The sequence below is a fragment of the Streptomyces sp. NBC_00299 genome, assembly GCF_036173045.1.
GTDB classification, from domain to species: domain Bacteria; phylum Actinomycetota; class Actinomycetes; order Streptomycetales; family Streptomycetaceae; genus Streptomyces; species Streptomyces machairae.
This window is the reverse complement of the sequence record NZ_CP108039.1, coordinates 3,220,216-3,242,681: the sequence shown is the minus strand read 5'-3', so window position 1 is coordinate 3,242,681 and position 22,466 is coordinate 3,220,216. Positions and strand designations below refer to the sequence as shown.

21 protein-coding genes are annotated in these 22,466 nt (G+C 70.7%); 11 read left to right on the top strand and 10 right to left on the bottom strand.

Translation table 11 applies throughout. The features are described 5' to 3' along the window. Positions 1 to 108: 108 nt before the first annotated feature. The 5 genes from OHT51_RS14065 to mce form a co-directional block, all read right to left on the bottom strand. Positions 109 to 879, bottom strand: a complete 771-nt coding sequence (locus OHT51_RS14065) for an ABC transporter permease (RefSeq protein ID WP_328879274.1) — start codon at positions 877 to 879, stop codon at positions 109 to 111. Between the two features lie 2 nt (positions 880 to 881). Beyond that, positions 882 to 1,844 carry an ATP-binding cassette domain-containing protein gene (locus OHT51_RS14060; protein ID WP_328879273.1) on the bottom strand — a complete coding sequence of 321 codons (963 nt, stop codon included), beginning with the start codon at positions 1,842 to 1,844 and terminating at the stop codon, positions 882 to 884. Positions 1,845 to 1,930: 86 nt separating this feature from the next. Next, on the bottom strand, positions 1,931 to 2,866 hold the full coding sequence (locus tag OHT51_RS14055; RefSeq protein WP_328879272.1) for a cellulose-binding protein: 936 nt from the start codon (positions 2,864 to 2,866) through the stop codon (positions 1,931 to 1,933). Positions 2,867 to 3,049: 183 nt separating this feature from the next. Next, on the bottom strand, positions 3,050 to 6,898 hold the full coding sequence (gene scy, locus OHT51_RS14050; RefSeq protein ID WP_328879271.1) for a polarized growth protein Scy: 3,849 nt from the start codon (positions 6,896 to 6,898) through the stop codon (positions 3,050 to 3,052). A 233-nt stretch (positions 6,899 to 7,131) separates the two neighbouring features. Continuing rightward, the gene (mce, locus tag OHT51_RS14045) at positions 7,132 to 7,572 is read right to left on the bottom strand and encodes a methylmalonyl-CoA epimerase (RefSeq protein ID WP_030046674.1); all 441 of its coding nucleotides are present in this window, start codon (positions 7,570 to 7,572) and stop codon (positions 7,132 to 7,134) included. Positions 7,573 to 7,719: 147 nt separating this feature from the next. On the opposite strand from mce, the gene OHT51_RS14040 reads away from it, so the two are divergent. From OHT51_RS14040 to OHT51_RS14030, 3 genes are all read left to right on the top strand, one after another. Then, positions 7,720 to 8,922, top strand: coding sequence for an acetyl-CoA C-acetyltransferase (locus tag OHT51_RS14040; protein ID WP_328879270.1), 1,203 nt, complete (start codon positions 7,720 to 7,722; stop codon positions 8,920 to 8,922). A 34-nt stretch (positions 8,923 to 8,956) separates the two neighbouring features. Continuing rightward, positions 8,957 to 9,913, top strand: a complete 957-nt coding sequence (gene meaB / locus OHT51_RS14035; protein WP_328879269.1) for a methylmalonyl Co-A mutase-associated GTPase MeaB — start codon at positions 8,957 to 8,959, stop codon at positions 9,911 to 9,913. Positions 9,914 to 10,094: 181 nt separating this feature from the next. Then, the gene (locus OHT51_RS14030) at positions 10,095 to 11,330 is read left to right on the top strand and encodes an MFS transporter (RefSeq protein ID WP_328879268.1); all 1,236 of its coding nucleotides are present in this window, start codon (positions 10,095 to 10,097) and stop codon (positions 11,328 to 11,330) included. 29 nt (positions 11,331 to 11,359) lie between these two features. Here OHT51_RS14030 and OHT51_RS14025 read toward each other — a convergent pair whose 3' ends face one another. Then, complete coding sequence (locus OHT51_RS14025) at positions 11,360 to 12,043, bottom strand: PepSY domain-containing protein (RefSeq protein ID WP_328879267.1); 684 nt, start codon at positions 12,041 to 12,043, stop codon at positions 11,360 to 11,362. A 161-nt stretch (positions 12,044 to 12,204) separates the two neighbouring features. On the opposite strand from OHT51_RS14025, the gene OHT51_RS14020 reads away from it, so the two are divergent. Continuing rightward, a complete protein-coding gene (locus OHT51_RS14020; protein ID WP_328879266.1) occupies positions 12,205 to 12,873 on the top strand; it encodes a response regulator transcription factor in 669 nt (222 codons plus the stop codon). After that, a complete protein-coding gene (locus tag OHT51_RS14015; RefSeq protein WP_328879265.1) occupies positions 12,870 to 14,327 on the top strand; it encodes a sensor histidine kinase in 1,458 nt (485 codons plus the stop codon). Before OHT51_RS14020 ends, OHT51_RS14015 begins: the two co-directional genes overlap by 4 nt. A gap of 33 nt (positions 14,328 to 14,360) precedes the next feature. On the opposite strand, the gene OHT51_RS14010 is transcribed toward OHT51_RS14015, so the two are convergent. The 4 genes from OHT51_RS14010 to OHT51_RS13995 all read right to left on the bottom strand — a co-directional run bounded on the left by OHT51_RS14010 (position 14,361) and on the right by OHT51_RS13995 (position 17,023). Then, positions 14,361 to 14,837: a MarR family winged helix-turn-helix transcriptional regulator gene (locus OHT51_RS14010; protein ID WP_328879264.1), complete on the bottom strand. Its 477-nt coding sequence runs from the start codon at positions 14,835 to 14,837 to the stop codon at positions 14,361 to 14,363. 101 nt (positions 14,838 to 14,938) lie between these two features. Further along, positions 14,939 to 15,694: an AIM24 family protein gene (locus OHT51_RS14005; RefSeq protein ID WP_328884320.1), complete on the bottom strand. Its 756-nt coding sequence runs from the start codon at positions 15,692 to 15,694 to the stop codon at positions 14,939 to 14,941. Between the two features lie 44 nt (positions 15,695 to 15,738). Then, positions 15,739 to 16,389, bottom strand: a complete 651-nt coding sequence (locus OHT51_RS14000; protein ID WP_328884319.1) for an AIM24 family protein — start codon at positions 16,387 to 16,389, stop codon at positions 15,739 to 15,741. 1 nt (position 16,390) lies between these two features. Continuing rightward, positions 16,391 to 17,023 carry an AIM24 family protein gene (locus tag OHT51_RS13995; RefSeq protein ID WP_328884318.1) on the bottom strand — a complete coding sequence of 211 codons (633 nt, stop codon included), beginning with the start codon at positions 17,021 to 17,023 and terminating at the stop codon, positions 16,391 to 16,393. Positions 17,024 to 17,238: 215 nt separating this feature from the next. On the opposite strand from OHT51_RS13995, the gene OHT51_RS13990 reads away from it, so the two are divergent. The 6 genes from OHT51_RS13990 (at position 17,239) to OHT51_RS13965 (ending at position 22,451) form a co-directional block, all read left to right on the top strand. Beyond that, complete coding sequence (locus OHT51_RS13990; RefSeq protein ID WP_328879263.1) at positions 17,239 to 17,583, top strand: DUF3817 domain-containing protein; 345 nt, start codon at positions 17,239 to 17,241, stop codon at positions 17,581 to 17,583. Next, positions 17,580 to 17,873 carry an MTH1187 family thiamine-binding protein gene (locus OHT51_RS13985; RefSeq protein WP_328879262.1) on the top strand — a complete coding sequence of 98 codons (294 nt, stop codon included), beginning with the start codon at positions 17,580 to 17,582 and terminating at the stop codon, positions 17,871 to 17,873. Before OHT51_RS13990 ends, OHT51_RS13985 begins: the two co-directional genes overlap by 4 nt. A 429-nt stretch (positions 17,874 to 18,302) precedes the next feature. Next, the gene (locus tag OHT51_RS13980) at positions 18,303 to 19,430 is read left to right on the top strand and encodes a SchA/CurD-like domain-containing protein (RefSeq protein WP_328879261.1); all 1,128 of its coding nucleotides are present in this window, start codon (positions 18,303 to 18,305) and stop codon (positions 19,428 to 19,430) included. 44 nt (positions 19,431 to 19,474) lie between these two features. Then, complete coding sequence (locus tag OHT51_RS13975) at positions 19,475 to 19,939, top strand: cupin domain-containing protein (protein WP_328879260.1); 465 nt, start codon at positions 19,475 to 19,477, stop codon at positions 19,937 to 19,939. After that, positions 19,936 to 21,207: a beta-ketoacyl-[acyl-carrier-protein] synthase family protein gene (locus tag OHT51_RS13970; protein ID WP_328879259.1), complete on the top strand. Its 1,272-nt coding sequence runs from the start codon at positions 19,936 to 19,938 to the stop codon at positions 21,205 to 21,207. The genes OHT51_RS13975 and OHT51_RS13970 overlap by 4 nt, the downstream gene beginning before the upstream one ends. After that, complete coding sequence (locus OHT51_RS13965) at positions 21,204 to 22,451, top strand: ketosynthase chain-length factor (RefSeq protein WP_328879258.1); 1,248 nt, start codon at positions 21,204 to 21,206, stop codon at positions 22,449 to 22,451. The genes OHT51_RS13970 and OHT51_RS13965 overlap by 4 nt, the downstream gene beginning before the upstream one ends. The last annotated feature ends 15 nt before the right edge of the window (positions 22,452 to 22,466 follow it).

Genomic DNA, 22,466 nt, shown 5'->3' with positions numbered 1-22,466 from the left:
CGAAAGGTTCAGGACAGCGGGGCACACGCCCCCCGTAAGGGTTAGGAGGATACCGAGCCGCTGACGGTTCCACTCAAGAGCAAGTAAAACCTCATGCCAACCGTGACCCTACGCGTCCCGTTTCTTGAGCGTCGCGTAACCGCCCGCGAGCGCCACGATCACCCACAGCACCATGATCCCGAGCCCGCCCCAGGGGCCGTACGGCTTGTCGTCGTCGATCGGGGTGACCACCTGCATGATCCTGCTTCCGGCCTGGTCCGGCAGGTACTGGCCGATCTTCTCGGTGGCCGAGACGTTGCCGAGGATGTTGGAGACCAGGAAGAAGAACGGCATCAGGATGCCCAGCGACAGCATCGGCGAGCGCAGCATCGCGGCGACGCCCATCGAGAACATCGCGATGAGGGTCATGTAGAGCCCGCCGCCGATCACCGCGCGCAGCACTCCTGGATCGCCGATCTCGGCCCGGTGGTCGCCGAGCATCGCCTGCCCCAGGAAGAAGGTGACGAAGCTGGTGGCCAGGCCGACGACCAGTGCGAGGCCGGTCGCCACCGCGATCTTGCTGGCCAGAAAGGTCCCACGCCGCGGCACCGCGGCCAGCGAGGTGCGGATCATGCCGGTGCTGTACTCGTTCGAGACGACGAGCACACCGAACACGATCAGCGCGAGCTGACCGAGGGTCATCCCCGCGAAGCTGATGAAGGTCGGATCGAAGGAGAGCCTGTCCCGCTCGCTCATGTTGTCGAACTCGCTGTTCGACAGGCCCGAGATCAGCATCCCGAGGGCGATGGTGACCACCACGGCGAGGGACAGCGTCCACATGGTGGAGGCCACGGACCGGATCTTGGTCCATTCGGAGCGGACGACCTGCGTGGCTGCCATGCTCAGCTCCTCCTCCAGTCGTCGCCCCACTGCGGCCGCGGCTCGGGGGGCAGCGGCGCGCCGGTGTGCGCGTGGTACTCCACCGACTCCGCGGTCAGTTGCATGAACGCCTCCTCCAGGGAGGCCTGCTGCGGGCTCAGCTCGTGCAGCACGATCCCGTGCCGCGCCGCCAGCTCGCCGATCTGCTCGGCCTTGCTGCCGTCCACCTCGAGCGAGCCGTCACCCGTCTGCACGGCCGTGATCCCTGCCGTGGGCAGGACGTCGAGCAGCCGCTCCCGCTGCGGGGTGCGGATCCGGACGTACGACCGTGAGTTGCGCTCGATGAAGTCGGCCATGGAGGTGTCGGCCAGCAGCCGCCCCTGACCGATGACGACCAGGTGGTCGGCGGTCAGCGCCATCTCGCTCATCAGGTGACTGGAGACGAACACCGTCCGCCCCTGGGCCGCCAGGGACTTCATCAGGTTCCGGATCCAGTGGATGCCCTCGGGGTCGAGCCCGTTGACCGGCTCGTCGAACATCAGGATCCGCGGATCGCCGAGCAGCGCGCCCGCGATCCCGAGCCGCTGCCCCATGCCCATCGAGAAGCCCTTGGTCTTCTTGCGCGCGACCGCCGTCAGCCCGACCGTGTCCAGCACCTCGCGCACCCGGCTCCTCGGGATGCCGTTGCTCTGGGCGAGGCACAGCAGGTGGTTGTAGGCGCTGCGCCCGCCGTGCCAGGCCTTGGCCTCAAGAAGGGCTCCGATGTACGTCAGCGGGTCCTTGAGCTGGTCGTAGCGCTTTCCGTCGATACGGACGCCGCCGGCGGTGGGGTAGTCGAGGCCCAGGATCATCCGCATGGTCGTGGACTTCCCGGCGCCGTTGGGGCCGAGGAACCCGGTGACGATGCCGGGTCTGACGGCGAAGGTGAGGTTGTTGACCGCCACCTTCTCGCCGTACCGCTTGGTCAGCCCCTCGAGCTCGATCATGCCGACCACGCTAAAACGCCGCAAAGCCCCCTGCCACCCGAGTGGCAAGGGGCTTCACAGATGTTCAGACGACGTACGCCGAACGGTTACCGGGTCTGCTGCGCCGGAACACCGCGGGAGATCGGCTCGTCCTCGGCCGGGGTGCCGGCGGCGGCCACCGCGGCGCCCGTGAGGGTCGCCAGCATCTCGCGGACGTTCGTCAGCTGAGCGTTGATGCTGTCGCGGCGGTTGGTGAGAGCCGCGAGCTCGCGCTCGGATTCCGAACGGATCCGGTCGGCCTTGGCGTTGGCGTCGGCCACGATGTCCTCGGCCTGGCGCTGAGCCGTCTCCACCGTCTGGCGGGCCCGGCGCTCGGCGTCGGTGCGCAGCTTCTCGGCCTCCAGACGCAGCTGCTCCGCCCGGTGCTCGATCTCGGCGAGGCGCTTCTCCGCCTTCTGCTGACGGGACGCCAGGTCGCGCTCGGACTGCTCGCGGCGCTTGGCGAGGTTCGTCTCGAAGTCGGCGGCGGCCTGCGCGGCCTTGGCGCGGGTCTCCTCGAAGAGAGCGTCGGCCTCCTCGCGCTTGGACTGCGCGTCCTTCTGCGCCTCGGCGCGCAGCTGGGAGGCGTCACTCTTGGCCTTCTCGACGATCCGGACGCCCTCGTCCTCCGCCTTGGACTTGCGCTCCGCAGCGAACGATTCTGCGTCGTTGCGGACCTGCTGGGCCGCCGACTCGGCGAGCTCGCGGTGCTGCTCGGCGGCGCGGCGGGCCTCCTCGCGCAGATCCTTGGCCTCTTCCTCGGCGAGGCGGAGGATCTTCTCGACACGCGCGCCGAGGCCGGCGTACGACGGCTCGGCGTCGGTTACCTGGGCCTGGGCGTTCTGCGTCTCGAGGTGGAGCTCCTCGATGCGCTTTTCCAGAGCGGTGATGCGGGCCAGAGCGCTGTCGCGGTCGGAGACGAGCTTCGAGATGCGTTCGTCCACCTGCGCGCGGTCGTACCCACGCCGCACAAGCTCGAAGCCGTAGGGGGAAGTGTCGCTCATGGGGTTCCTGTCGAATGAGACCGGTGAGGTGATAAGTGGAATCCTAGGGGCCGAAGCGGTGTGTCATCGAGCGGATACGTGTTTGATCTGGAGAATGAGACCCCTTTTGAGTGGCTAACCGCTGGACGGCTTGCCAAAAACTTGGTCAAAGGCCCCAGGAGACACCGGAACCCGCTCGCCCCGCTAGCTGTCTGACGACTTGCCACCCGATCGAGGGGCGCCCACCGTCGCACCTGCCTTGACCCCGTTGTCCTTGCCGCCGGCGGGTGTCTCGAAGGACTCCAACGCCTCCAGGACGTCCTGGACACGGGAGATTTCGGCGTTGATGTCCTCGCGGCGCCGGACCAGGACCTCCAGCTCGCGCTTGCCCTCCTCGACCGTGCGCCTGGCCTCGCGGATCGCCTCGGCCTTGAGCTCCTCGGCCTCCTTGATCAGCGAGGACCGCTTCTGCTCGGCCTCCTTGAGCAGGCCCTCGGCCTTCTTCACGGCCGCGATACGGACCTTGCCCGCCTCGGAGTTGGCTTCCGAGACCAGCTCCTTGGCCTTCGCCTGTGCCTTGGACAGCTGCTCCTCGGCCGCCTTGATGAGGGCGTCGCAGCGGTCCCCGGCCGACTTCATCGTCTCGGCGGACTCGCGGCGGGCCCGCTCGTGCAGCTCCTCGATCTCGCTCGTGATGCGGTCGCGCAGCTCCTCGGCGCGCTCCCTTATCGAGGTGGCGTCCCGGCGGGCGCCGACGAGCAGCTCGTCCGCGTCCGTACGGGCCTTCTCCACTCGCGAGTTGCCCTCCACCGTCGCCTCGGATACCAGCCGGTCGGCCTCCTTGCGGGCGGCGCCCACCATGGTGTCGGCCTGCGCCTCGGCGTCCGCGGTCGTCTTGTGCGCCTGCTGCTGCGCCTCGGTGAGCAGCTTGTCCGCCTCGGCGGTGGTCTCCGTGATGAGCTTGTCGACCTGCTCGGCCACGTCCTGGCGCCGCTTGCCCGCGTCCTTGCGGGCCTCGTCGAGGGTGCGCTCGGCCTCCTCGCGGGCGGCGGTCACGAGCCGCTCGGCCTCCGCGGCCGCCTCTGCCTTGACGCGCTCGGACTCGCTGCGGGTCCGCTCCGCGTGCTGCTGGGCCGACCCCACCGTCTCGGCGGCCTCGGCGCGCAGCCGCTCCGCGTCCGACGTGGCGTCCCCGACCAGCTTCTCGGCCTTGGCGCGCGCCTCGGTGCGCACCCGGTCGGCCTCCGCGACGGTTTCCGACTGGAGCCGCTCCGCCTCGGAACGCGCCTCCGTAATGAGCATGTCCGCCTGCGTCGCCGCGTCCGAACGGATCCGGTTGGCGTCCTCGCGGGCGTCGGCCCGGGTGCGCGACGCTGCCTGGTCGGCCTCGGCGATCGCGTCCGACGCCTCCGTACGCACCCGCTGCGCGTGCTCGGCGGCCTCCGAGCGCAGCCGGTCCGCCTCGGCGATCGCCTCGCCGACGGTCCGCTCGGCGAGGGACTTGGCGGCCTCGGACTCGTCGTTGGCCTCGCGCCGGATGCGGCCCGCGTCCTCGCTGGCCCGCTCCCGCTCGGCGTAGGCGTCGGAGCGGACCCGGTCCGCCTCCTCCTGCGCCTCCCGGCGGGTACGGTCCGCCGCGTGCTCGGCGGCGCTGCGCAGGCCGGTGATCTCCTCCTGCGCCTGCTCGTGCAGCCCCGACACGGAGTCGCGGACCTGCTGGGCGTGCTGCTCGGCCGCCGACACCATCTCGGTGGCGCGCCGGTCGGCCTCCTCGACCAGCCGAACCGCCTCGGTCTGCGCCTCCTCGACCCGCTTGCGGGCGGAGGCCAGCAGTTCCTCGCTCTGCTCGCGGGCCCGCTCGCGCTCCTGGTCGGCCTCCTGGCGGGCGGAGCCGAGGAGTTCCTCGGCCTCGCGGCGGCGCCGGGTGGCCTCCTCCTGGGCGGCGGCCAGCGTCTCGGACGCCTCCGTGCCGATCCGCTCGGCGGCGGCCTGGGCCTCCGCACGGACCCGGTCGGCGGTGTCCTGCGCCTCCGACTTCAGCCGCTCGGCCTCGGCCGCGGCCTCGGAACGCAGGCGTACGGCGATGGCCTCGCCCTCGGCCCGGGACGCGGAGGCGTCCGACGCGGCCTCGGTGCGCAGCCGGTCGGCCTCTTCCTCGGCCTGTTGCTGCAGCGTGCGGATCCGCTCGGCGGCCTCGGTGCGCAGCCGGTCGGTCTCCTCGGCGGCCTCGCGCCGGATGCGGGCGGCCTCCTCACGGGCCTCCGACAGTGCCTGCTCGGCCGACGCGAGCCGCTGCTCGGCCTCGGTGTGAAGGCGCGTCAGCTCGTCGGCGGCTTCCGTGCGGCGGGTCTCGACGCCGCGCTCGGTCTCCTCGCGCAGCTCGCGGGCGGCGCGCTCGGCGTCGGCCTTGATGCCCTCGGCCTGCTCGACGACCTCCTCGCGGTGCCGCTCGGCCTCCTGGCGGGTGCGCTGGAGGGTCTCCTCGGCCTGCCGGCGCAGCGTCGTGGCCCGCTCGATGGCCTCGGTGCGGACCTTCTCGCTGTCTGTCGTGGCCTTCTGGCGCAGCTCGTCCGCGTCCTGCCGGGTCTTGGAGAGCAGCTCCTCGGCGGTCTTGGCCGCCTCCTCGATCTGCTGGACGGCTTCCTTGCGGGCCTCCGCGCGGATCTTCTCGCCCTCGGCGACCGCCTCGGAACGCAGCTGCTCGGCCTCGCCGCGCAGCCGACGGGCCTCCTCCTGCAGCTCGACCGTCTTGGCGCGGTACTCCTTGGTGTCGTCCTTCGCCGAGCCCTTGAGCTGTTCGGCGATGTCGTGCGCCTCGGCGCGCAGCCGGTCCGCCTCGGCCTCGGCCTCCCTGCGGATCCGCTCGGCCTCCTCGGCCGCGGCCTTGGTGGTGTTCTGGGCGTCCTCCTGCGCTTTGTTGAGGACGTCCTCGGCGGTCTTGGCCGCCTTCGACAGCTGGGTCGCGCTCTCCTCGGCGGTGATCGTCCGGGCCTTCTCGGCGGCCTCGGCGACGATCTTCTCGGCCTCCGCGCGGGCGTCGGTGACGACCTGCTCGGCGTCCGCCTTGGTGCTCTCGGCCTCCTTGGTGGCCTCGCTGACCAGGCGGGCGACCTGCTCCTTGGCCGTACGCATGCGCTGTTCGTTGGCCGATTCGGCGTTCGACAGCGCCTTCTCGGCAGCCGTCGTGGCCTCGGCGACCAGCTTCTCGGCCTCGGACTGCGCCTTGCGCAGCGCCTCCTCGGCCTCCGCCATGCGCTGTTCGGCGGCCCGGCTGAGCTCGGTGGCCTGGCGGCGGGCGCTGTCCGACTCGGTCGCCGTGGAGCTGCGCAGCTGCTCGGCGTGGTCGGTGGCCTCCTGGGCCTGCGTGGACGCGGCGTTCAGCAGCCGCTCGGCGTCCGTACGGGCCCGGAGGAGGATCTGCTCGGCCTCCGCGCGGGCCTCCTCGGCCGCGCCCGTCAGGCGCTGGCGGGCCTCACTGGTGAGCCGCTCGGCCTCGGCACGCGCGGTCGCCATGGCCTGCTCGGCCTCGGCACGCGACTCGTCGAGGAGCCGGCGGGCCTGCGACTCGCTGCGGGCGCGCAGCTGCTCCGCCCACGCCACGTTCTCGTTGACGTGCGACTCGACGGTCTGCCGCCGCTCGGCCAGCTCCTGGTCCAGCTGCTGGCGGCGCGTGACCGCCTCCTGGTGCAGCTCGGCCTGCAACCGGGCCGCGTTCTCCGCGTGCTCCTGGAGGATGCGCTGAGTCTGCGCCCGGGCCTGGCTGAGCTCGCGCTCGGCCTCCTGGCGCAGCTGGTCGGCCTGCACCTGGGCGTTGCGCAGCAGTTGTTCGGCCTGATAGCCGATGTCGCCGCCGTCGAAGGCGGGCCGGGACATGATGGTCCGCCGCGCCTCGTGCAGCTTGGCGCGCAGCACCTCGACCTGGTAGCCGAGGTCCTCGGCGTGCTGGATCGCCTTTTCCCGCTCGGTCTTCAGCCGATCCATCTCGGCCTCGAACCGAGAGAGGTGGTCGACGTCAGCCGCCGGCTCTCGCTCCTGGCGTTCGTAGCCCCGCACTGCGCGGTCCCATCCGTCCCCTGGTCGCAAGTCTCTCCATACGAGCACCGTCCATCCGCCGAACGGGGCCCCCGGGGAATGGTGTCAGATCAACGGCGGAGCACGGGCTGTTGCCCCACCCTCGCCCCCCGAAACCCGGACCCCGGCTCGGTCCCGCCGTCAAAAGGCAGGGCCGGGTCGCCCTGGACTGAGCGGCGACCGCCCCCAACCCTACCGGCCCATATGTACGAGGGTCAGTGCTCAGGTGACTCAACAGGCGCCGATGTGACCAGTTCTGTCAGTACTCCATGGCAATCCTTTGGGTGCAGGAAGGTGATTCGTGACCCCATGGAGCCGCGCCGGGGCTCTTCGTACAGAACGCGTACGCCCTTGCCCTTGATGTCGGCGGCGTCGCCGTCCACATCCGCCGTACCGAAAGCGATGTGGTGGACACCCTCACCGTTCTTGTCGAGCCACTTGGCGACGGTGGAGTCCGGGCGGGTGGGCTCGAGAAGCTGCAGGTAGGAGGCGCCGCCGTCGGAGGTTTCGTTGATCTTGAGCATGGCCTCGCGGACGCCCTGCTCCTCGTTGACCTCGGAGTGGAACACCTCGAAGCCGTAGGTGGCCCGGTAGAACTCCACGGTCTTGTCCAGGTCGAAACAGGCGATCCCGATGTGGTCGATTCGCGTCAGCATGGAATTCAGTGCAGCGCGGCGGCGGTGGTTACGCAACGTGCCAGCGATCACACCGACGGCCCGGTGACGGCACGGAGTGCCATCAGTACATTCGAAGTAAACCCTCGTTCACTCCTCGGCAGTGCAGCCGGAAGGGGATCGCACCTCATGACTGGAACGAACAGCAGTACCTCGGTGATCGTCGCGGGCGCCCGTACGCCCATGGGACGGTTGCTGGGCTCGCTGAAGTCCTTCTCCGGAGCCGACCTCGGCGGATTCGCGATCAAGGCCGCCCTCGACCGTGCGGGGATCGGCGGCGACCAGGTGCAGTACGTGATCATGGGCCAGGTGCTCCAGGCCGGGGCGGGGCAGATCCCGGCGCGCCAGGCAGCGGTCAAGGCCGGCATCCCGATGAGCGTCCCGGCGCTCACCATCAACAAGGTGTGTCTGTCGGGCCTCGACGCGATCGCGCTCGCGGACCAGCTGATCCGCGCCGGCGAGTTCGACGTGATCGTCGCGGGCGGTCAGGAGTCCATGACCAACGCCCCCCACCTGCTGCCGAAGTCCCGCGAGGGCTTCAAGTACGGCGCGATCGAGATGCTCGACGCGATGGCGTACGACGGTCTGACCGACTCCTTCGAGGGCATCGCCATGGGCGAGTCCACGGAGAAGCACAACACCCGCCTCGGCATCCAGCGCCCCGCGCAGGACGAGATCGCCGCCCAGTCCCACCAGCGCGCCGCCGCCGCGCAGAAGAACGGCCTGTTCGAGGCCGAGATCACCCCGGTCGAGATCCCGCAGCGCAAGGGCGACCCGGTCCTCTTCAGCAAGGACGAGGGTATCCGCGGCGACACCACGGCGGAGTCCCTGGGCAAGCTGCGCCCCGCCTTCTCCAAGGACGGCACGATCACGGCGGGCTCGGCCTCGCAGATCTCCGACGGCGCCGCCGCGGTCGTCGTCATGAGCAAGGCCAAGGCGCTGGAGCTCGGCCTGGACTGGATCGCCGAGATCGGCGCGCACGGCAATGTGGCGGGCCCTGACAACTCGCTCCAGTCCCAGCCCTCGAACGCCATCCAGCACGCCCTGAAGAAGGAGGGCCTGGAGGTCGCCGACCTCGACCTGATCGAGATCAACGAGGCCTTCGCCGCCGTCGCGGTGCAGTCAATGAAGGACCTCGGGGTGTCATCGGAAAGGGTGAACGTCAACGGCGGAGCCATCGCCCTGGGTCACCCGATCGGTATGTCGGGTGCGCGGCTCGTCCTGCACCTGGCCCTGGAGCTGAAGCGGCGGGGCGGCGGCGTCGGCGCTGCGGCCCTGTGCGGCGGTGGCGGCCAGGGTGACGCACTGATCGTGCGGGTACCCAAGGCCTGAGACCTCGTACGTTTCCTTTCTGAACGGAGCAGTGATGCAGGACGTCTCCACACTCGTCGCCCAGGCGAGAGAGGGCCGGCCGCGTGCCGTGGCCCGGCTGATCTCCTTGGTGGAGGGGGCGTCCCCGCAGCTCAGGGAGGTCATGGAGACGCTGGCGCCGCTCACGGGCAACGCGTATGTCGTCGGCCTCACGGGTTCGCCCGGAGTCGGCAAGTCGACATCCACGTCGGCGCTCGTGACGGCGTACCGCAAGCAGGGCAAGCGGGTCGGCGTCCTGGCCGTCGACCCGTCCTCGCCGTTCTCGGGCGGCGCGCTGCTGGGCGACCGGGTCCGGATGTCGGACCACGCGTCCGACCCCGGCGTCTACATCCGCTCGATGGCGACGCGCGGCCACCTGGGCGGCCTCGCGTGGGCCGCCCCGCAGGCGATCCGCGTCCTGGACGCCGCGGGCTGCGACGTGGTGCTCGTCGAGACGGTCGGGGTCGGCCAGTCGGAGGTGGAGATCGCCTCCCAGGCGGACACGAGCGTCGTCCTGCTGGCCCCGGGCATGGGTGACGGCATCCAGGCGGCCAAGGCGGGCATCCTGGAGATCGGCGACGTGTACGTCGTCAACAAGGCCGACCGTGACGGCGCCGACGCCACCGCCCGCGAGCTCAACCACATGCTCGGCCTCGGAGAGTCCCGCGGCCCCGGCGACTGGCGCCCGCCGATCGTCAAGACGGTCGCCGCCCGCGCCGAGGGCATCGACGAGGTCGTGGAGGCCCTGGAGAAGCACCGCGCCTGGATGGAGGAGCGCGGAGTCCTCACCGAACGCCGCCGCGCCCGCGCCGCCCGCGAGGTCGAGACCATCGCCGTCACGGCCCTGCGCGAACGCATCGCGGACCTGCACGGCGACCGCAGGCTCGGGGCACTGGCGGAGAAGATCGTCGCCGGGGAGCTGGACCCGTACCGGGCGGCGGACGAACTGGTGGAGGGGCTTACGGGGGCCTGACCCCGGAAAGCGCCCCGAGAGCTTTCCCCGTGGTCAACTTCCGCCGTCCGCTGCTAGGTTGATGCGCATGTACCTCCTCTTGGCATAGGGCACGCCTGCCCGCGCACGGTGAACGACCGCTCGGTCGTGACCGGCGCGGCGATACGGCGTCCCCTTTTCCGCCTCGAGTCGAGGAACTCCCGTGTCTTCCACACACGACGTGCGGCCTTCGTATGCCGCCGTTCTCCGGATCCCCCACGCCCGCCGCACCTTCGCCGCAGCCCTGACCGGCAGGCTGTCGTACGGCATCGCCCCGCTGTCCGTGATGCTCGCCGTGACCCGGTCCTCCGGGTCGTACGCGGTGGCGGGCGTGGTGATGGCGCTGTTCTCGGCGACCAGCGTCTTCCTGTCGCCCGCGAGGGCGGCACTCATCGACCGGCACGGGCCGCGCAGGGCGCTCGTGCCGATGGTCGCGGCCCACGCCGTACTGCTCGGACTGCTGGCGGCGCTCCTCTGGCGTCCCGGTGCCGCCTCGCCGTTCGTCCTCGCCGTCGGCGCCGCCCTCGCCGGTGCCTGCACTCCGCCGCTCGGACCCACCATGCGGGCCGTGTGGGGGCGGCTGGCCCCGGACCGGGCGCTGACGCAGCGGGCCTACAGTCTCGACGCCGTCGCGGAGGAACTGCTCTTCGTCTCGGGGCCGTTGCTGGTGGGCGTGCTCGCAGGGTTCGCACCGCCGGCGGCCGGCATCGTCGTGGGCGCGGCGCTGATGGTGGCGGGGACGGCCGGGTTCGTGTCGTCGCCCGCGGTGCGTGCGGTGCCGGGCGGCAAGCGCGAACCGGGCCCGGACGCGGCCGGGCGGCGGGTGCTGCGCGGTCTGGGGCGGCCGGTGATCGCGGCCGCGGGGGTCGGCCTCGCCCTGGGCGTGGTCGACCTGCTGGTCGTGGCCTTCGCGGAGGGGCACGGTCACGGTGCCGGCGGCGCGGCCTGGGTGCTCGCCGCCCTGTCCGCCGGAAGTGCCGTCGGCGGGCTGCTCAACGGGGCCGTCGAGTGGCGGGCCTCAGCCGGCACCCGGCTGTCCGTGCAGGCGGCCGGCCTGGGGCTGGCGCTGGGCGGCGCCGGGCTGGCGCAGGGGCTCGGCACCCTGGCCGTGGCGGTCGCGGTCGCCGGTGTCTTCGTGTCCCCGCTGATCACCACCGCTTACCTCATCGCCGACGAGGCCGCCACGCCCGAGGCCCGGGTGCAGGCCGGGGCCTGGGTCAACACGGCCGTCAACGCGGGCATCACGGGCGGTGCCGCGGTGGCCGGCGTGCTGGTCGGATGGCTTCCGGCGGGGGTGTGCTTCGCGGCGACCGGTGCGGTGATGCTGGTGACGGCGGTGGCTGTGGCCCGGCGGGGGGACGCGAAAAGGGGTACGGGACATCCCGTACCCCTCGTGTGACGCGCTGACGACTGACGCGTTGACGTCCGTCAGTCGTCGTCGCCGTCGCGGTCGTCCTGAGCGTTGTCCTGGGCGGTGTCGTCGTCGTGGTCCTGGGTGACCTTGCCCGTCTTGAGGTCGACCTTCCACTCGCCCTTGGTGGTCTCCACGCTCCAGGCGGCGGGGCCGTCGTCGTCCAGGTCGACGTCGGTGACGGTGCCCTTCGCCGCGCCGGCCTCGGCGGCCTCGCGGGCGTCCACGCTCGCGCCCTTCAGCGCGGCGAGGTCCTCGCGGCCGTCGTTGTCATCGTCGTCGTCGCGCTGGGCGCCGACGACCTTGGCGGTGTCGGGGGAGACCTGGACGTTGTACTCGGTGCCGTCGCCCTTGACGACGTTCACGTCCCAGGCGCCGGCGCCGTCGTCGTCCCGGTCGGCGGAGACGGCCGTGCCCGGCGTGTTCTTCAGCGCGGCGGCGATCGCGTCGGCGGCGCTGATCTTGGAGACGCGGACCTCGGTGGCGTCGTCGCTCCGGTCGTCCGCGGCCTCGCTGCGGTCGTCGGTCGCGTCGTCGTCGCGGTCGTCGGCGTCGTCGCTCCGGTCGTCGTCGGCGACCCGGACGTTCGTCTGACGCTGGGTGGGCGCGTTGCCGTCGTCGGCCGACGCGTAGGCCGCGACGGTGCCGCCGCCGACCAGAGCCGCAGCGGTGACGGTGGCGATGACGATGTTGCGCTTCATGGGGTTTCCCTCCCAGAGTGTTGCGTTTCACGACGGTTCACGACGCTTGGTGTCGTTTCATGTCGCTTGGTTTCGACGGGAACCAATCTGCCGAACCGACGCTGAGAGGAACCTGAAGCCCCCTGAAGAGATCTTCAGCTTCGCTTTGCCAGGCTGTACGCATGCGCCTGTTGATCGTGGAGGACGAAAAGCGGCTGGCCCTGTCGCTCGCCAAGGGCCTGACCGCCGAGGGGTACGCCGTGGACGTCGTCCACGACGGCCGGGAGGGGCTGTTCCGGGCCTCGGAGGGGTCGTACGACCTCGTGATCCTCGACATCATGCTGCCCGGTATGAACGGCTACCGCGTCTGCGCCGCCCTGCGCGGCGCCGGCCACGACGTGCCGATCCTGATGCTCACCGCCAAGGACGGCGAGTACGACGAGGCCGAGGGGCTGGACACCGGCGCCGACGACTACCTCACCAAGCCGTTCTCGTACGTCGTCCTCGTCGCCCGCGTCAAGGCACTGCTGCGGCGCGGGGGACAGGGCGCCGGGGCCTCGCCCGTGCACGTCCACGGCGACCTCAAGGTCGACACGGCCGCCCGCCGGGTCTTTCTCGGTGAGGACGAAGTGTCCCTCACGACCAAGGAGTTCTCGGTCCTGGAGCAGCTCGTGCTGCGGGCCGGCGAGGTGGTGTCCAAGGCCGAGATCCTGGAGCACGTCTGGGACTTCGCGTACGAGGGCGATCCGAACATCGTCGAGGTGTACGTCAGCACCCTGCGGCGCAAGCTGCGCGCCGGGCTCATCAAGACGGTCCGCGGCGCCGGATACCGGCTGGAGAAGGAACGATGAGAAGGCTCTTCGGCTCGGTCCGGTCGCGGGCCACACTCGCCGCCACCCTCGTCGTCGCCGTGGCGCTGGTCGCGGCCGGCGCGGCGGTCCTGCTGTCGCTGCGGTCCAACCTGATCGACCAGGCGGGCAACGACGCGGAGCGCACGGCGCAGAACGTCGTCGCCCAGCTCGTCGCCGGGAAGCCGTACGACCAGCTGGACATTGACGACGACAGCCCGGTCCAGGTGGTCGACGCGAACGGCCATCTCGTCGCGGCCACCGAGGACCTGGAGCGGATCAGCGGCACGGGCACCGACGCCGTGCAGCCGCAGCCGCGCAAGGGCGACACGGGGGGTACGGGCAACACCGCCGGGTCGGGCGGGGAGGACGCTGACGACGACGCGGACGACGCCAGGGCCGATGCCTCGGACGACGACACGGCCCAGGACGCCGGCGAGATCGGCGAGGTGAGCGCGTTCACCGACGGCTCGGCGACGATCGACGGCGACACCGCCGACTACCGCTTCGCCGCCGTCCCGGTGGAGACCGACGACCGGGGCACGCTCACCGTCCACGCCGGCGGCTCCCTGGAGGCCGAGCAGAGCGCCGTGAACTCCGCGCTCACCGTCATGCTGATCGGCTTCCCGCTGCTGCTCGGCGTCGTCGCGACCGTGACCTGGCTGGTCACCCGGCGCGCACTGCGCCCGGTCGAGGGCATCCGGCGCGAGATGGCCGCGATCACCGCGTCCGAGGACCTCGCCCGGCGCGTGCCGGAGCCGGACACCCACGACGAGGTCGCCAGGCTCGCCAGTACCACCAACGAGACGCTGGCCGCGCTGGAGACCTCCGTGGAGCGCCAGCGCCGGTTCGTCGCCGACGCCTCGCACGAACTGCGCAGCCCGATCGCGTCCCTGCGCACCCAGCTCGAAGTGGGCGTCGCCCATCCGGAGTTGCTGGACGTGCCGGGCGCGGTGGAGGACACCGTACGGCTGCAGCGTCTCGCCGCCGACCTGTTGCTGCTCGCCCGCCTGGACGCGGGGGAGGGGCCCGGCGACAAGCGGGTCGACCTGGGTGAGGTGGCGCGGCGGGAGGCGCGGGGCCGTAAGAACGTGGCCGTCGAGGCGGACGTCGCGGAGGTGGCCGGGTCGCGGGGGCAGTTGGAGCGGGTCCTGGGCAACCTGCTCGACAACGCCCAGCGGCACGCCCGGGACGCGGTCACCGTGACCGTCGGGCGGGACGGGGACTGGGTCGTGGCGGCCGTGGCCGACGACGGGGGCGGGGTGGCCGAGGCCGACCGGGAGCGGATCTTCGAGCGGTTCGTACGGCTGGACGAGGCCCGCACCCGCGACGACGGCGGCGCCGGGCTCGGACTCGCCATCGCCCGGGACGTGGCCGCACGCCACGGCGGCACTCTCACGGTCCGGGACGCCCCGGCAGGCGGCGCCCTGTTCGAACTCCGCCTGCCGCTCGCCTAGACCCTTCAAGCCCCTACCCGGGTGTCACGGATGTCACGGACGTCCGCGCTGCCCGCGCAGGTGCTCCGCGATCGGCTTCAGGCCCTTGTCGAGCTCGGCCAGGGCGTCGGTGGACAGCAGGTCGATGAAGTGCCTGCGCACGGACGCCACATGGTGCGGCGCGACCTTCTTCATCGTCTCCATGCCGTGGTCGGTGAGGACGGCGTAGAGGCCGCGGCGGTCGGACTCGCAGTTCTCACGTCGGACCAGGTTCGCGTTCTCCATACGGGTGATCTGGTGGGAGAGGCGGCTCTTGGACTGGAGGGTGGCCGACGCGAGGTCGCTCATCCGCATCCGTACGTCCTCCGACTCGGAGAGGTTCACCAGGATCTCGTAGTCGTTCATAGTCAGGCCGAACGGCTGCAGGTCTTTTTCGAGCTGGTACGTCAACAGCCTGTTGACCTCCAGGTGGGTGCGCCAGGCGCACTGCTCCGCATCGGTCAGCCAGCGGGTGGCCGTCTCGGTCTCCATGAATGAAGTCTACCTAAAAAGTTGAAAGGCGAACTAGTGAGGGTTTTCTGTGACACGACCGTGTGCTCACACGTTCGATGTCACACTCCGCAGACTACCGCTCACAGCCCGAAGCGACGCTGGAGGTCTCCCAGCTGTCCGGGAAGGCGCGGTGCCCCGGCCTGTTGTGAAGGGCCTGTGTGCGACCCTCCGGAACCGGGGACTCCGGGCTCCGGCGGAACCGCCCCCGTGGCGTGCTCGGCCATGAGGGTCTCGCTCGACTGGAGCAGGACCGTACCGGCTCCGACGAACTCGAACTGATGCTCCTCTCCGGAGGCCCCGCCGAGGCCTGTCAGTGCACGTAGACCGCCCATCACGCCGGTCATGTAGCCATGGTCGTAGTGATGGCACGGGGAGGGGCAGTCGGCCCAGCCGACGAGTGCCTGTGGGTCCACCCGGATCGGGGGTTCCATGAACACCACCGGCCCGTTAGATGCGGCCACGAACTTTCCGGTTCCGATGAGTGTCAGAAAACCCGGCACGATCGACTGCTTGAGAGCAAGAGTTGGCTGAAAAGCGAGCAGGTTGCCGGAGCGAATGGTCAGGTTGCCGTCTTCGAGGTCGAACGAATTCACGTCGAAGGCCCGGTCGGCCAGCAGCATCTTGCCGTTGCCCTCCGCCACGACCCAGTCGCTCGCGTGCAGTGGCGAATGGAAGGACGTACGGACAAGTCGGTCGAGTCGCCCGTGCCCGACGCCGTTGAAGTCCATCGAGCCGTAGTAGGCGATCATCTTCCCCTTCTGCAGGAACCACTGGCTCCCCTTGAGCTCCACGCAGAAGGTGTAGGCGTTGACGTTGTCGTCGGACGGCAGCGTCATCGGATCGAGGACCGCGGGGCCGCCAGGGGCCTGGTAGGGGGCGCTCACAGTTTCTCCTCAGACGCCTGGACGTACACCGCACCGTTGCCGCTGAGCTCCAGCTGGAAGGCCTCGCCGGAGCCGCGGCCCACCATGTCGCGCCAGCCCAGGGCGGTGGACAGCTTGTTGCGTACGTCGCCGTGGTGGGCGACGTAGGCCTGGGGGTCGACGTGGACGGGCCGCTGTGGAGTGATCGGGATCTCGAAGACGCCGCCGTGCGCCATGACGGCCACGGCCCCGTGCCCCTTGAGGGTGGTCGTGAACAGCCCCTGCCCGCTGATCTGTCCGCGGACCATGCCCATGACCCCGCCCTGTGAGCCGAGGAACATCGTGCCCTGCTGGAGCGTGCCCTCGAAGGCGAGGAGGCGGTCCGCCTCGACGCACAGGGTGTCGCCGGCGAGGTTGATCACCTGGACATGGTGGCCGCCGTGCCCGAAGAGCACCGTGCCGCTGCCCTCGACGGTCATCAGCGGGGTGTCCTCGTTCGCCACCCGGCGCCCGATCATCGACATGATCCCGCCCTGGCCACCGGCCGTGTTGGGAGTGAAGGACACCTCGCCCTTGTAGGCGAGCATCGCCCCGCGCTGACTGAACAGCCGCTGCCCCGACATGACGGTCGCCTCGACCATCTTGGAGTTGATCTCACGGAAGCCCATCTCAGACATCCCCCGCGATCGTGTTCCGCTCGCTCGGCTGTACGTACACCAGCCCGTCCCCCTCGAACCGGATCTGGAAGGCCTCGCCACCGCCCTCGCCCATGAGCGTGCGGAAGGTCACACCGGACTGGAAGGACTGCCGCAGATTCCCCTGGTGGGCCACATAGGCCCCCGGGTCGACAGTCAGCGGAAACTGTGAACTGACCCGCAGCACGACCGCAGGCCCGTCCGACATGATCGCCGCCTGGCCGTGCCCTTCAACGGTCGTCGTGAACAGCCCGTTGCCCTGCGAGGCACCGCGCATCCCGGTGAAGGACGTACCAGTCCGCAGCCCCCCGTCCGTGGCGAGCAGATTGCTCGACTCCACGTACAGCTTGTCTCCCTGGAGGTTCACGAGACTGATCTCGGAGGCCCGGTCCGCGAACCAGCACGTCCCATGCCCCTTCACCTCCATCACCGTCATCTGCTCACCGGTGAGCCGCCGGGTCACCATGCCCCGGATGCCCTCACCGCCGCCGCTCATCTTCTTGAAGGCCATCTGCCCGTCGTACGCGACCATCGAGCCGTTCTTCGCCTTCACGGCATCACCGGTCATGTCGACGGCGAGCACCTTGCTGCCTTGCAGTCGGAACATCGCCACGCAGCGAAGGTAGCCGCCGGGACCTGCCGCCAACAGATCCCAGAGACGGACTTCACCCCTGACGAGACCCCGATCCTCCGGACGCGGAGACGCTGTCATCCACCCGATGCCAACCCGGCGGCCAACGTTTGCCACAATGGGTGAACGTTTGTGCTTGTGTTCACAAGCTGATCCGAGCAGACCTCTCCCGAACCCACCGAAGGTGACCCGTGGACATCAAGACCGCCACCTCCCTCCGCCGCCTCCGTCTCGTCTCGGCCCCCGAGGCGGTGTCGTTCCTGCTGCTGCTCCTGTGCTCGGTGCTGAAGCGGACGACCGACTTCAACGCGGTGCCCGTGATGGGCATGGTCCACGGCGTGCTCTTCATCCTGTACGTGATCTTCTGGGCGGACGCCTGGAACCGCACCAAGTGGTCCCTGAAGACCGCGGCGCTCTACTTCGTCCTCTCCGTCCTGCCGGCCGGAGGCTTCTTCGCCGAGCGCATGCTCAAGCGCGAGGCCGAGAACGCGGTGATCGCCTCCCGCGCCCGCAACGAAGGAATCGTGAACGCATGATCGTCGCGTTTTCCGTGACGCCGCTCGGCGTCGGCGAGGACGTGGGGGAGTACGTCGCCGACGCCGTCCGCGTGGTCCGCGAGTCGGGCCTGCCCAACCGCACCGACGCGATGTTCACCTCGATCGAGGGCGACTGGGACGACGTCATGGACGTGGTCAAGCGCGCCGTGGCAGCCGTAGAAGAACGCGCCCCGCGCGTATCGCTGGTCCTCAAGGCCGACATCAGGCCCACGGTGACGGACGGCCTCACCTCCAAGGTGGAAACGGTGGAGCGCCACCTGGCGGAGTAGCCGCGCCCGGCTTAAAGCGCGTTACCCCCGCGGCGCCGCAGTCGCCCACGGCGGTAAGGGGACGTGCCGGGGGTGTCCGCCCGCAGTGGCCGGCGTCAAGAAGCGGCACCGCCCCTTCCCGACCCCGGCCGCCGGTCCGAGGACGGACACCCCCCGGCGCGGCCCCGCCCCCCAAAGCACCGTCAGGTGCTACGCGAACCCCCACACAGCGCCACAGGCCGCCGCAGGCATCCCGGCCCCAACTGGCGGAGCCTGACGCAGCGTCGGCTGCCGCCGGACACACAAGCACGGCCAGTTCCCTCCTTTGGCCCGCATGGCTCGCGGACCCCAGAGCCCTGACCCACGATGAAGGCTCAGGGCCGAAACCCGCGTTCGCGCTGGTGGACACGGACGGCCGCCGCTTGCTCCCGCGAAGGAAGGGTCTGCCGGATGACCACTTCGCCCTATACATCCCAGTCGGCGTTCGACGGCTCCAGGATGCGAGTCCTCCTTCTCGTCGACCTCCACGAAGGTGCCGAGCAACAGTTCCTGGACGCCTACGAGCACATGCGCGACCGAGTCGCGTCGGTCCCCGGTCACCTCGGTGACCAGCTGTGCCAGTCCCTGGAGAACCCGTCCCAGTGGCTCATCACGAGTGAATGGGCCACCGCCCCGCCGTACCTCGCCTGGGTGAACAGTGAAGAGCATCTCGAGACGGTCCGGCCCCTGCAGAGCTGCGTGCGCGAGCTCCGCTCGATGCGGTACGGCATCGTCCGCGAGACCGGCGGCGTCCGCCCGGAAAAGGCCGGCGGACTCCAGACGGCCGTAAGGGTGGGCGACGGTGTGATCCGCCATGCCCTGACCTTCACCGTCAAGCCCGGCTCCGAGTCCAAGGTCGCGGAGATCCTCGCCGGATACGCACCGCCCGAGGCCCGCGTCGACGACACCACGCGGCTGCGCCGCACGACCCTGTTCATGCACGGCAACCGGGTCGTCCGCACAGTCGAGGTGGAGGGCGACCTGATGGCGGCCCTGCGCCACGTCTCGCGCCAGCCCGAGGTGCGGGCCGTCGAGGAGGCCCTCAACCCGCATCTGGAGCAGCACCGGGACCTGGCCGACCCCGAGTCCGCGCGGACGTTCTTCATCCGCGCCGCCATGCCGCCCGTCCATCACGTGGCACGCGGCGGCCCGGAGCCGGACGACATCAAGCGGCACGCCCTGTACTACCCGGCCCGCAAGGGCTGCGGAATGGCGCTGGCCCGGTTGCTCTCGCAGCAGGACGAGACCGCGGCGGCCGACCCGGACGGCCCCGTGCACCGCAGCACCGTCTTCCAGCGCGAGGACATCGTCGTCCGCCTCATCGACGTTCGGGGTGATCCCGAGACCGACCCGGTCATGGCGCTCGGCATCCAAGGCCCGAGGAAGGCCGCGGTGCTGGCCCGGCTGCTGGACACCGACGCGCTCGGCGTGGCCGGACCGTTCAGCGGCGGACGCGAGGCGACCCGCCTCCTGACGCACGCCGACATGGCGCTGATCACCGACCGCAGGGCCGGCGACCGCAGGGCTGCGCAGTCCTGACCGCGCAGGGACCATCACCCCACCGAACGACCTGGAGACAGACCATGGACAAGATGCGCCCGCGCGTCGTGGACCTCAAAGAGATCGAGCCCAACCGCAAGCGCGGCGGCGACCTGCGCACTCTGCTCACCCCGGTCACGGTGGGTGCGACGAGCGGCTTCATGGGCCTGGCCATCATGCGGCCCGGCGAACGCATCAGCGAGCACTACCACCCGTACTCCGAGGAGTTCATCTACGTCGTCGAGGGCAGGCTGGAGGTCGACCTGGATGGAGAAACGTTTTCCCTCCGTTCCGACCAGGGCCTGATGATCCCCATCGACATGCGGCACCGCTTCCGCAACGTCGGTGACGAGGAGGCCCGGATGGTCTTCCACCTGGGCCCGCTCGCGCCGAACCCCAAGCTCGGCCACGTCGACACCGAGGCGCCGGAGCTCAGCGACGACATCAAGCCGTACCCGCTCGTCCAGGAGGAGGGCGGGCAGCCCGAGCGACCCGGAGTGCTCTCGTGACCCGGCGCGTGGCGGTCACCGGCATAGGTGTGGTCGCCCCCGGCGGGATCGGGGTCCCGGCGTTCTGGGACCTCCTCTCCAACGGCCGGACGGCGACCCGTGGCATCACCCTGTTCGACCCCGAGGGCCTGCGGTCCCGGATAGCCGCCGAGTGCGACTTCGACCCCCTCACGCACGGCCTCGAACCCGGCATCGCCGAACGCGCCGACCGGTACATACAGTTCGCCCTGGTCGCCGCACAGGAGGCCGTGACCGACAGCGGTGTCGACTTCGCCGCCGAGAACCCCTGGCGCGTGGCCGTGTCCCTGGGCAGCGCGGTGGGCGGCACGACCCGGCTGGAGCACGACTACGTCCTGGTCAGCGAGCACGGGCAGCGCTGGGACGTCGACCACCGCAACGCCGGGCCGCAACTGCACCGGGCGTTCTCGCCCAGCACGCTCGCGGCCGACGTCGCCGAACGGTTCGGCGCCCAGGGCCCGGTGCAGACCGTGTCCACCGGCTGCACCTCCGGACTCGACGCGGTGGGCTACGCCTTCCACACCGTCGAGGAGGGCCGCGCCGACATCTGCATAGCCGGGGCCTCGGACTCGCCGATCTCCCCGATCACCATGGCCTGCTTCGACGCCATCAAGGCCACGTCGCCGAACAACGACGACCCCGAGCACGCCTCCCGCCCCTTCGACGCCCACCGCAACGGATTCGTCATGGGCGAGGGCGCCGCGGTGCTGGTCCTGGAGGAGCTGGAGCACGCCCGGGCGCGCGGCGCGCACATCTACTGCGAGATCGGCGGCTACGCGACGTTCGGCAACGCGTACCACATGACCGGACTCACCAGTGAGGGCCTGGAGATGGCCCGTGCCATCGACGACACGCTCGACCACGCGCGCGTGGACCCCACCGAGATCGACTACGTCAACGCGCACGGCTCGGGCACCCGCCAGAACGACCGGCACGAGACCGCCGCGGTGAAGAAGTCGCTGGGCTCCCACGCCTACGACACCCCGATGAGCTCCATCAAGTCCATGGTGGGCCACTCGCTCGGCGCGATCGGCGCGATCGAGGTCGTCGCCTGTGTGCTGGCGCTGGCCCGGCAGGTGGTACCGCCGACGGCGAACTACGAGACCCCGGACCCCGAGTGCGACCTGGACTACGTCCCGCGCACCGCTCGCCCCCGCAGGCTCGACAACGTGCTCTCCGTGGGCAGCGGCTTCGGCGGGTTCCAGTCCGCGGTGCTCCTGACGGGGCCGAGTGGGAGGAGACGACGATGAGTGGTCAACGCACCCGGCGCACAGCGGTCACCGGAATGGGTGTGGTCGCGCCCAACGGCCTGAACGCGGACACCTACTGGAAGTCCGTGAAGGAGGGCGCGAGCGTACTGGACCGGGTCACCCGGGAGGGCTGCGAGCACCTTCCGCTCCGCGTCGCCGGAGAGGTCCGCGGATTCGACCCGTCGGCGCTGATCGAGGAGACCTTCCTCGTCCAGACCGACAAGTTCACCCACTTCGCACTGGCCGCCGCCGACGCAGCCCTGCAGGACGCGGGACTCAGCAGCAGCGCCGCCGACTCGCCGTACTCGGTCGGTGTGGTCACCGCGGCCGGGTCCGGCGGCGGCGAGTTCGGCCAGCGGGAACTGCAGAAGCTGTGGGGCAAGGGGGCCCGGTTCGTCGGGCCCTACCAGTCCATCGCCTGGTTCTACGCCGCCAGCACGGGCCAGATCTCCATCCGCAAGGGCTTCAAGGGCCCCTGCGGGGTGGTGGCCAGCGACGAGGCGGGCGGCCTGGACGCCGTCGCGCACGCCTCGCGGGCGGTGCACCGGGGCACGGACGTGGTCGTGGTCGGGGCCGCCGAGGCGCCGCTCGCCCCGTACTCGGGGGTCTGCCAGCTCGGCTACCCCGAGCTCAGCACCGTCGAGGACCCGGCCCGCGCCTACCGCCCCTTCACCTCGGCGGCCTGCGGTTTCGTACCCGCCGAGGGCGGTGCCGTACTGGTCGTGGAGGACCTGGACCGGGCACAGCGCCGGGAGGCGGCCGTCCGGGCCACCGTGGCGGGACACGCGGCCACGTTCACGGGCGCCTCGCGCTGGGACAGGTCGCGGGGGGGTCTCGCGCAGGCCATCCGCGGGGCCCTCGACGAGGCCGGCTGCGCGCCGGAGGAGATCGACGTGGTCTTCGCCGACGCGATGGGCGTGCCCGACGCGGACCGTGCCGAGGCGCTCGCCCTCGCCGACGCCCTCGGCCGGCACGGCACCCGAGTGCCGGTCACCGCCCCCAAGACCGGCATCGGGCGGTCGTACTGCGGGGCGCCCCTGCTCGACATCGTGGCCGCGGTGCAGGCCATGGAGCACGGGCAGATACCGCCGACGCCGGGCGTCTTCGACATCTGCCACGACATCGACCTGGTGACCGGCACGGCACGCCCGGCCGAGCTCCGCACGGCCCTGGTCCTCAGCAGGGGACTGATGGGCTCCAACGCGGCTCTGGTCGTGCGTCGGGGCCCCGAATCCGCCGCATAGAACGACAAGGAGAAC